Below are 8,268 nucleotides of genomic sequence, written 5' to 3'. Positions count from 1 at the left end.
AATACACATTGGGGAGAGTTAGATTATCTTCTTTTAGACTTACCTCCTGGCACAGGAGATGTAGCTATTGATGTAGCTGCCATGATCCCTCAGGCAAGAGAAATTATTGTCACGACTCCTCATAGTGTTGCTTCTTTTGTGGCATCAAGAGCAGGAGCTATGGCTAAGCATACAAAACACGAAGTGTTAGGTGTGGTTGAAAATATGGCCTATTATGAAGAACAAGATGGTTCACGGAACTACCTGTTTGGAAAAGGCGGGGGTGACAGGGTATCCCAACAACTAAAAACGGAAGTCATTGCAAGAATTCCTTTTGCAAAGCGAGAAGAAAATAAAGATTCAAATGTCTATGATGAGGATTCACTTACTGGTGAAATGTTTACTTCGTTAGCTCAAGATATTATTCATAGAGGACAATTATTACAACGCTAATTCTGCATAATACTAGTGAATTTTCATATATGGAAGGTTATAGAATTCTTTTATCAAAATATATTTTGAAGGAGGGGTGTTATATGAAACCAACAGTGGAAAAGAGAGAAATCCTTAAATTTGAAAATGGGTATATTCAACATGCTGAAGACATAATTGTTACAGAATTTCCTGTTACAGTAAAAATTAATGAGCAAGAATTTGTTACGATGGTCTGTACGCCAGAATATATTGAGGATATGGTTGTCGGTTACTTAGCATCAGAAGGAATTATAAGAAAATATGAGGAGATTAAAGACATTTGGCTTCAAGAAAAAGAAGGATATGTACATGTGAAAATAGATAAGCTAAATCCCTATTACCAAAGCTTTCAAAACAAGCGTTACATTACTTCTTGTTGCGGAATGAGTAGACAAGGGTTTGTCTTTGTTAATGATGCATTAACTGCTAAAAAGATGAATGAAATTCAAGTTCGTATTTCATCAGATGATTGTCTGAATCTAATGAAGAAATTACAAGATTCAGCTACTATTTTTCAGGATACAGGTGGGGTTCATAATGCAGCCTTATGCGATACGGAAGAGTTTATGCTAAGTCGCATGGATATAGGAAGGCATAATGCCTTAGACAAAATATACGGATATTGCCTAAAAAATGATATCTCAATTAGAAATAAGGTTATTGTTTTCAGTGGACGCATATCATCAGAAATTCTATTGAAAGTAGCGAAAATCGGTTGTGAAATCGTTCTTTCGAAATCCGCACCTACTGCATTAGCACTAGAGTTAGCAGAAGAACTGGGAATTACGACAGTAGGGTTCATCCGAAACCGATCTTTTAATATTTATACATGTCCAGAAAGAATTTTATAAAAACAAGAAAAATTAACTGTAGATATTGTTAGTTTTTATATTTTGAAAGAGAGGTGAAGAAGGTGGAAGGTATTATTTTAGATAAATTACAACGCCCATTAAAAGATTTACGTTTATCTGTAACTGATCGATGCAATTTTCGCTGTCGCTACTGCATGCCAGAAGAAATTTTTGGTCACAATTATCCTTTTTTACCTTCTGATAAGATTTTATCTTTTGATGAGATGGAGCGCTTGACTCGTATATTTGTTTCGTTAGGCGTCAGCAAAATTCGAATTACGGGAGGAGAACCTCTGTTACGTAAGAATCTTCCTGAATTAATTTATCGTTTGAATTCCATAGATGGTGTAGAAGATATTGCTATCACAACCAATGGATCTCTTCTTAAAAAGTTTGGACCTCTTCTATTCGATGCTGGTTTAAGACGGATAACAGTCAGCTTGGACTCTTTAGATGATGAACGCTTCAATCAATTAAATGGAAATAAAAGCAAGGTTGCAAGAGTTTTAGAAGGAATTCAGGTAGCTTCTGATGCAGGGCTAAAAGTAAAAGTAAATATGGTGGTTCAAAAAGGGAAAAATGATCAAGATATCGTTCCAATGGCAAGATATTTTAAAGAAAATAAACATACGCTACGTTTTATTGAGTATATGGATGTTGGGAATTCAAATGGTTGGAGAATGGCAGAAGTTATCACCAAACAAGATATTTTGAATCAGATTGGAGCAGTCATGCCACTTGAACCAGTTGAGCCTAATTATATTGGAGAAGTAGCAACTAGGTATCGATATGTAGACAGTGATCAAGAAATTGGAATTATTTCATCTGTGACCGATTCTTTTTGTTCAACCTGTTCAAGGGCTCGAGTTTCTGCTGAAGGAAAATTGTATACATGTTTATTTGCATCAAAAGGGTATGACCTTCGTCATTTGCTGCGTTCGGAAGAATCAGACGTAGTAGTTACCAATAAAATTACTGATATATGGAACCACCGTAAGGATCGTTATTCCGATGAGCGAGCAAAGGGTAGTAATAGAGGTAACATTTCAAAGGTGGAAATGTCACATATTGGTGGTTAAAACTCTAAGCATGTTGATGAAGATTTACTTTATATCTTTATTAATTTTTCGTAATGTATTGTATTTTAAAAATAAATACTATTGAAGAAATAAGATTAGTTTTATTCACCTAGTGTTTCTACTTTTACGAATAATTGAAAGCCATAACTTTAGTAGATAAATCATTTTAGTTAGAAAAAGAGACTGACTTGCAAAGTATGTTTATAAATCTTGTGAGTTAGTCCTATTTTGTGGGAGGCAAATGATGAACACTTTTTCACATTGGAATGAAGAAGGCCGACCTAAGATGGTCGATATTTCTCTAAAAGAAATTACAACAAGGGTAGCTATTGCCCAAAGCACCATTTCTTTATCAAATGAACTATTTGAAGCAATTGAAAATGGATTAATAAAAAAAGGAGATCCTCTTCAAGTAGCACAGATTGCCGGAATTATGGCTGCTAAAAAAACAGCAGATATTATTCCAATGTGCCATCCAATCATGCTTCAAGGAAGTGACTTCACATTTAATTATCAAAAAACAGACAATGGATATGACTTAATTATACAAGCCACAGTTAAGTGCAGTGAGAAAACAGGGGTCGAAATGGAAGCTTTAACTGCCGTATCTATTGCTGCTCTTACTTTTTATGACATGTGTAAAGCTGTTGATAAAACAATGATCATTAAAGAAACATTTTTAGTGCAAAAAAAGGGTGGGAAAAGTGGAGACTTTTTTCATAAATTGTAATTGCTTTCTTGGCTGATTTACATGTGAACATAGTGTAATCACTATGTTCACATGTTGTGCCAAACTAATTTCTTTATTGATATTTATGCCAATCTTTTGGTTTATTAATATTGATAAACAACTCATCTTCAGTAGGGAAAGAAACGGTTAATACGGCTATTTCATCTAGCAATAATTGCATTTTTCGCTTGTCTTTTGCTAATAGTTGTTCCATTTTCAGCAGACTCCGTCGATGGTAAAGAGCTAAAAGTGGATGTATGCGACCTGATTGAGTTGGCACAATAGCATCATAGTAATTGTTTTTCGTTAAGTGAATCATGTTGTCTACAAAAGCAGAAGTAATAAAGGGAGTATCACATGATAACACAAAATACCATTCTACATTAGAAATCTTTGATAGTGCATTATATATCGCGAATAAAGGACCTTGGTATGTTTCCGATTCTTTTTCGACAATAAAATCTACATCATCTTGCTCAAAATAAGAGATTAAATTTTCATTTGTAGCAATGACAATGGGAGAAAGTGAATTTTGCTTTAATGCTTCTACACTATGTTGATAAAAGTATTTACCCTGATATGTTTCAAACATTTTGGGTTTGCCGTAACGTGAGGACTTTCCGCCAGCTAAAACAATGCCTGCGATTTTCATTGTCTATGCAATTCCTCTACAAAATGTTGACATGTCGGCAAAATAAGTTTGTTCACGGCTAATTTTACAGCATTTGTAGAACCTGGTAGTGCGTAAATCGCTCTTTTATTAAAACTTCCTGCTATGGCTCTACTAAACATAGTTTTAGGGCCAATTTCTGTGTAACTTAAAGAGCGAAACAGTTCTCCAAATCCCTGCATTTCTTTTTCAAGTAAATTTGAAATAGCTTCATATGTAACGTCTCGAGGCGTGAATCCTGTGCCTCCGGTTATAATAATGACTTGAATATGTGGGTTGTTACACCAAGATTTAACTGTGGAAGTAATAGATGAAATCTCATCTTTAACAATGCAATATTCATGTATGATGTGCTGTTGCTTTGTTAGAAGATGTTGAATTTCTTTTCCACTTTTATCGTCGTGTGGTGTTCTTGTATCACTAACTGTTAATACTGCTGTGCCAACTGGGATTGATTGATTTGAATCATGGTTATGCATAGTTCTCGAGACACTCCTCTTAAAGATAGACAGATTTTTAAACATATGGTTACTTTAACATCATCATTAGATTCTTTCTTTTCGTAAATACATTACGTAAACACTTAGATTGTTATTTTATACTTAATATAAGGAGATTATCAAAGATTAAATATCAATTTCAGAATGTGTATAAATAGGTGATGTAACGTGGGATAGAATAAATATTGTTCAAAAGAAAGGAAGAGAGTTCGTTGACTGATCGTTATTCACGGCAACAACTGTTCAAACAGATAGGCTCTACGGGACAAGAGAAAATTGGAAATAAGCATGTACTAATTGTAGGGGTCGGGGCATTGGGCAGTGCTGGAGCTGAAGCATTTGTACGAGCAGGTATTGGAAAGTTGACTGTTATTGATCGTGATTATGTTGAATGGAGCAATTTACAACGTCAGCAGCTATATAATGAGAATGATGCTGAGGGTCAAATTCCAAAAGCCATAGCTGCCGGAAAGCATTTGAAACAAATCAATTCAAAAGTTGAAATTAAATCGCTTGTTATGGATGCAACTCCCAATAATTTAGAAAACTTGTTAAGTGATGTCGATGTGCTGATTGATGGTACAGACAATTTCGACATTCGATTTATTTTAAATGATCTTTCACATAAATACAATATTCCATGGATTTATGGCTCATGCGTGGGAAGTTATGGAGCTACCTATACGGTGATTCCCGGTAGAACGCCATGTTTGCATTGTATTCTAAAGAAAGTTCCTATTGGCGGTGCAACATGTGATACGTCAGGTATTATTAGTCCTGCTGTTCAAATTGTCTCTGCTTATCAAGTAGCAGAAGCGCTGAAAATTCTTGTAGATGATTTTGCAACGCTGAGAAAAACCTTTTTGACATTTGATGTATGGAGTAACCAACATTACACTTTTAAATTAGAGAAAATAAAGAAAGAAAGTTGCCCAACATGTGGAACAGTTAGAACTTACCCTTATTTATCGTATGAGAATCAAACAAAAACAGAAGTATTATGCGGACGAAATACAGTTCAAATTAGGGCTGCTAGAAATATTGAATATAGCTTTGAACAAATAGAAAAACAATTAAAAGCTCACGGTATAGTAACTAGAAATCCTTATTTAGTATCCTGTCAGCTTCAGAATTATCGTTTAGTTATATTTAGAGATGGACGTGTGTTTATTCATGGAACCAATAACATACAGTTTGCTAAAAGTCTTTATTATCGCCTACTAGGCTAAGAGAAGGAGTGATAGTTATGGTAGAAAAAAGGACCCCTATTCCTGTAGGAGAATGTGTACGTAAAGTGATGCAATATGCTAGGCATGGTAAGATGGAAATGGTATCGCTCGAATTGGCCAATGGTAGGTTTTTAGCCGAAGACCTTATAGCTGATCACAATATCCCTTCATTTAATCGTTCGCCATACGATGGATTTGCTGTTCGGTCAGAAGATACGAAAACGGCTACTTCACATCATCCAGTGTCATTAAAAGTGATAGGAGAAATCGGTGCTGGCACAGTTTTTAATGGAAAAGTTGGAGAGCTTGAAGCTGTTCGAATTATGACGGGTGCTCAAATCCCCGAGAACTGTAGCGCTGTAGTCATGTTTGAATTAGCGAGGGAATATACAGAAAGTAATCAAAAATTTATTGAGGTTAAACGTTCTTTCAACAAAGGGGATAACATCTCCTTTGAGGGAGAAGATACAAAAAAAGGTACGATTTTAGCCAAGAGAGGCACCTATATTAATCCGGGCATTCTAGCGTTATTAGCAACGTTTGGATACAACGAGGTACCTGTTGCCAAAAAGCCCGTAGTAGGAGTCTTAGCTACGGGGAGTGAACTTCTTGAAGTAAGTGAACAACTTACACCAGGAAAAATTAGAAATAGCAATGCGTATATGATTCTTTCTCAAATTGAAAGAGCTGGAGGAGAAGGTAAGTATTTCGGAAAATTAAGTGATGATTTTGATACTTGTTTTATGGCTGTTAAGCATGCTCTATCCGAAGTAGATATGCTCATTACAACAGGAGGGGTATCAGTAGGCGACTATGATTATTTGCCAGCTATCTATGATAAACTGGGAGCTTCGGTCCTTTTTAATAAAGTGGCGATGAGACCTGGAAGTGTAACAACCGTTGCGCAATTAAATGGAAAACTATTATTTGGTTTATCAGGAAACCCATCTGCTTGTTACGTTGGGTGTGAATTATTTCTTCGACCTGTCATTCGATTGTTCTTATTTAATGACCGTCCGCATCTCAAAAAAGAAAGCGCTTGGTTAGGGGAGGATTTTACAAAACCTAATCCCTTTACCCGATTTATAAGAGGAGAACTCTCCTATAATAAAGGGAAGTTAATTGTTGTTCCTTCAGGTTTTAATAAATCTAGTGCGGTTTCTTCTTTAGCGAGAACAGATATATTTATTACTCTCCCAGGTGGGACAAGAGGCTATCAAAAGGGAATGGTTGTGGATATTCTATTATTGGAAGATGTGCAAGGGAGTGAATGGCCTTGGGAGGACATTGTTCCATCATACAGATTGTAGGATATCAAAATAGTGGTAAAACGACTCTCGTGGAAAAACTAATTGCTAAAGCTAAACAAGAGGGAGTGAGAGTGGCATCAATTAAACACCATGGGCACGGAGGCGTTCCAGACAATATATGTTCTTCAAAATCTAAAGATAGCATACGTCATTATAAAGCAGGTGCTATTGTGTCTAGTGTAGAAGGTGACGGAGTTTTACAATTATCTGCTAAGGTTGACAATTGGAGCCTTGAGAAAAGTCTTAAATTATATGAGTTTTTTTCTCCTCAGGTCATTTTTATTGAAGGATATAAGCAGAAGCATTACCCGAAAGTGGTGTTGGTTCGAAGCCAAAAGGATCTTTCATTGCTCCATTCGTTGACAAATATTAAGTGTGTGATTAGTCATATTAAGTTGGATAAGGAGGCGTTAAAAAAATATAGAGTTTTTCAATTAGATGAGGAAAAGTTTTATATAGATTTTTTGATAGAAGAGGTAGTGAAAAAAAGTGGACCAGAACTTGTTTAAAATAGTACATGACCCTATATCGGTAGAAGAAGTAACCAATCAAGTTTCGAGAAGAGAAGCAGGGGCCATTACACTCTTTATTGGAACGGTGAGAGAGCTTACAAAAGGGAAGAGAACATTGTCCCTTGAATATCAAGCATACGATACAATGGCGGTAAAAATGTTGAGTCAAATAGGTGAAGAAATTAAAAATAAATGGCCAGACAGTTGGGTGGCTATTACTCATAGAGTAGGTAAGCTAGAAATAACAGATATAGCCGTTGTTATCGCAGTGTCCTCACCTCATCGTAAAACTGCATACGAAGCCAACGAATATGCAATTGAACGAATCAAACAAATTGTACCTATTTGGAAAAAAGAATTTTGGGAAGACGGGACTATGTGGATTGGAGATCAATTAGAAAAGAATCTATACGCAGAAGGAAGACCAAGTAAGGGGGAATAGAATATGATTACAATTTTATTTTTTGCGGGAATAAAAGAAGAGATTGGTTTAGAACGATTAATAGTTGAAAAAGAGAATATAACTGTTTCGCATCTAAAGCAATATATTCAAAGTACGTACCCTTCTGTACCTTTTAATCACTGCATGATAGCTGTTAATGAGAACTTTGTAGCAGATGATGAGATATTAAAAGATCAAGACATAATTGCCTTTATCCCTCCAGTAAGTGGTGGATAAAGACAACTATGTTCTTTAGCTTGGGCTTTAACTAATCTAAGGTTTAGAATAAATAAAGATCATCCATTAATGAAATGATGAGATTTTAACGTGAGTTTGATTGATGATATCAAAAATAAAGGAAATTTCTTATTGAGTATAGCCATCTAAAGTATTATAATAAGAAATGAAAATAAGTAAAAAATCATCGATGTTAGGTAACGATAATTTGCCTTGATATCCTGTTTTTTACTATTAGATGGTGAGATGGATTAC

General features: G+C 35.3%; 11 protein-coding genes. 9 read left to right on the top strand and 2 right to left on the bottom strand.

Annotation, left to right across the window (positions count from 1 at the left end):
* From AC1D0Y_RS26950 to moaC, 4 genes are all read left to right on the top strand, one after another.
* A partial coding sequence (locus tag AC1D0Y_RS26950) for a P-loop NTPase (protein WP_477708167.1) occupies nt 1–432 on the top strand: 432 nt, incomplete at its 5' end.
* An 83-nt stretch (nt 433–515) separates the two neighbouring features.
* A complete protein-coding gene (gene fdhD, locus AC1D0Y_RS26945; RefSeq protein WP_477708166.1) occupies nt 516–1,304 on the top strand; it encodes a formate dehydrogenase accessory sulfurtransferase FdhD in 789 nt (262 codons plus the stop codon).
* Nucleotides 1,305–1,366: 62 nt separating this feature from the next.
* On the top strand, nt 1,367–2,383 hold the full coding sequence (gene moaA / locus AC1D0Y_RS26940) for a GTP 3',8-cyclase MoaA (RefSeq protein ID WP_477708165.1): 1,017 nt from the start codon (nt 1,367–1,369) through the stop codon (nt 2,381–2,383).
* A 244-nt stretch (nt 2,384–2,627) separates the two neighbouring features.
* Entirely contained in the window at nt 2,628–3,113 is a 486-nt protein-coding gene (moaC, locus tag AC1D0Y_RS26935; protein ID WP_477708164.1) for a cyclic pyranopterin monophosphate synthase MoaC, read from the top strand.
* A 73-nt stretch (nt 3,114–3,186) separates the two neighbouring features.
* Here moaC and AC1D0Y_RS26930 read toward each other — a convergent pair whose 3' ends face one another.
* Nucleotides 3,187–3,765, bottom strand: coding sequence for a molybdenum cofactor guanylyltransferase (locus tag AC1D0Y_RS26930; RefSeq protein WP_477708163.1), 579 nt, complete (start codon nt 3,763–3,765; stop codon nt 3,187–3,189).
* Complete coding sequence (locus AC1D0Y_RS26925; RefSeq protein WP_477708162.1) at nt 3,762–4,262, bottom strand: MogA/MoaB family molybdenum cofactor biosynthesis protein; 501 nt, start codon at nt 4,260–4,262, stop codon at nt 3,762–3,764. Before AC1D0Y_RS26925 ends, AC1D0Y_RS26930 begins: the two co-directional genes overlap by 4 nt.
* A gap of 233 nt (nt 4,263–4,495) precedes the next feature.
* Here AC1D0Y_RS26925 and AC1D0Y_RS26920 point away from each other — a divergent pair, with 233 nt between their 5' ends.
* From AC1D0Y_RS26920 to moaD, 5 genes are read left to right on the top strand one after another with little or no spacing between them, the layout of a single operon-like run.
* The gene (locus tag AC1D0Y_RS26920) at nt 4,496–5,512 is read left to right on the top strand and encodes a molybdopterin-synthase adenylyltransferase MoeB (RefSeq protein WP_477708161.1); all 1,017 of its coding nucleotides are present in this window, start codon (nt 4,496–4,498) and stop codon (nt 5,510–5,512) included.
* 17 nt (nt 5,513–5,529) lie between these two features.
* Nucleotides 5,530–6,822 (top strand): molybdopterin molybdotransferase MoeA, encoded by a 1,293-nt coding sequence (locus AC1D0Y_RS26915; RefSeq protein ID WP_477708160.1) that lies wholly within the window; start codon nt 5,530–5,532, stop codon nt 6,820–6,822.
* On the top strand, nt 6,783–7,331 hold the full coding sequence (gene mobB / locus AC1D0Y_RS26910) for a molybdopterin-guanine dinucleotide biosynthesis protein B (protein WP_477708159.1): 549 nt from the start codon (nt 6,783–6,785) through the stop codon (nt 7,329–7,331). The genes AC1D0Y_RS26915 and mobB overlap by 40 nt, the downstream gene beginning before the upstream one ends.
* Nucleotides 7,312–7,776: a molybdenum cofactor biosynthesis protein MoaE gene (locus AC1D0Y_RS26905; protein ID WP_477708158.1), complete on the top strand. Its 465-nt coding sequence runs from the start codon at nt 7,312–7,314 to the stop codon at nt 7,774–7,776. Before mobB ends, AC1D0Y_RS26905 begins: the two co-directional genes overlap by 20 nt.
* A 3-nt stretch (nt 7,777–7,779) precedes the next feature.
* The gene (gene moaD, locus AC1D0Y_RS26900) at nt 7,780–8,013 is read left to right on the top strand and encodes a molybdopterin converting factor subunit 1 (protein WP_216141281.1); all 234 of its coding nucleotides are present in this window, start codon (nt 7,780–7,782) and stop codon (nt 8,011–8,013) included.
* The last annotated feature ends 255 nt before the right edge of the window (nt 8,014–8,268 follow it).

The organism is Priestia sp. P1_B12_1 (assembly GCF_056406695.1).
The sequence above is the reverse complement of the archived record's forward strand: the minus strand, read 5'-3'. Positions and strand labels throughout refer to the sequence as shown.

Bases quoted from the DNA above. Each gene is read 5' to 3' on its own strand.
- fdhD (WP_477708166.1), top strand. From the start codon at position 516: ATGAAACCAACAGTGGAAAAGAGAGAAATCCTTAAATTTGAAAATGGG.
- moaD (WP_216141281.1), top strand. From the start codon at position 7,780: ATGATTACAATTTTATTTTTTGCGGGAATAAAAGAAGAGATTGGTTTA.
- moaC (WP_477708164.1), top strand. From the start codon at position 2,628: ATGAACACTTTTTCACATTGGAATGAAGAAGGCCGACCTAAGATGGTC.
- mobB (WP_477708159.1), top strand. From the start codon at position 6,783: ATGGCCTTGGGAGGACATTGTTCCATCATACAGATTGTAGGATATCAA.
- AC1D0Y_RS26925 (WP_477708162.1), bottom strand. From the start codon at position 4,262: ATGCATAACCATGATTCAAATCAATCAATCCCAGTTGGCACAGCAGTA.
- AC1D0Y_RS26915 (WP_477708160.1), top strand. From the start codon at position 5,530: ATGGTAGAAAAAAGGACCCCTATTCCTGTAGGAGAATGTGTACGTAAA.
- AC1D0Y_RS26930 (WP_477708163.1), bottom strand. From the start codon at position 3,765: ATGAAAATCGCAGGCATTGTTTTAGCTGGCGGAAAGTCCTCACGTTAC.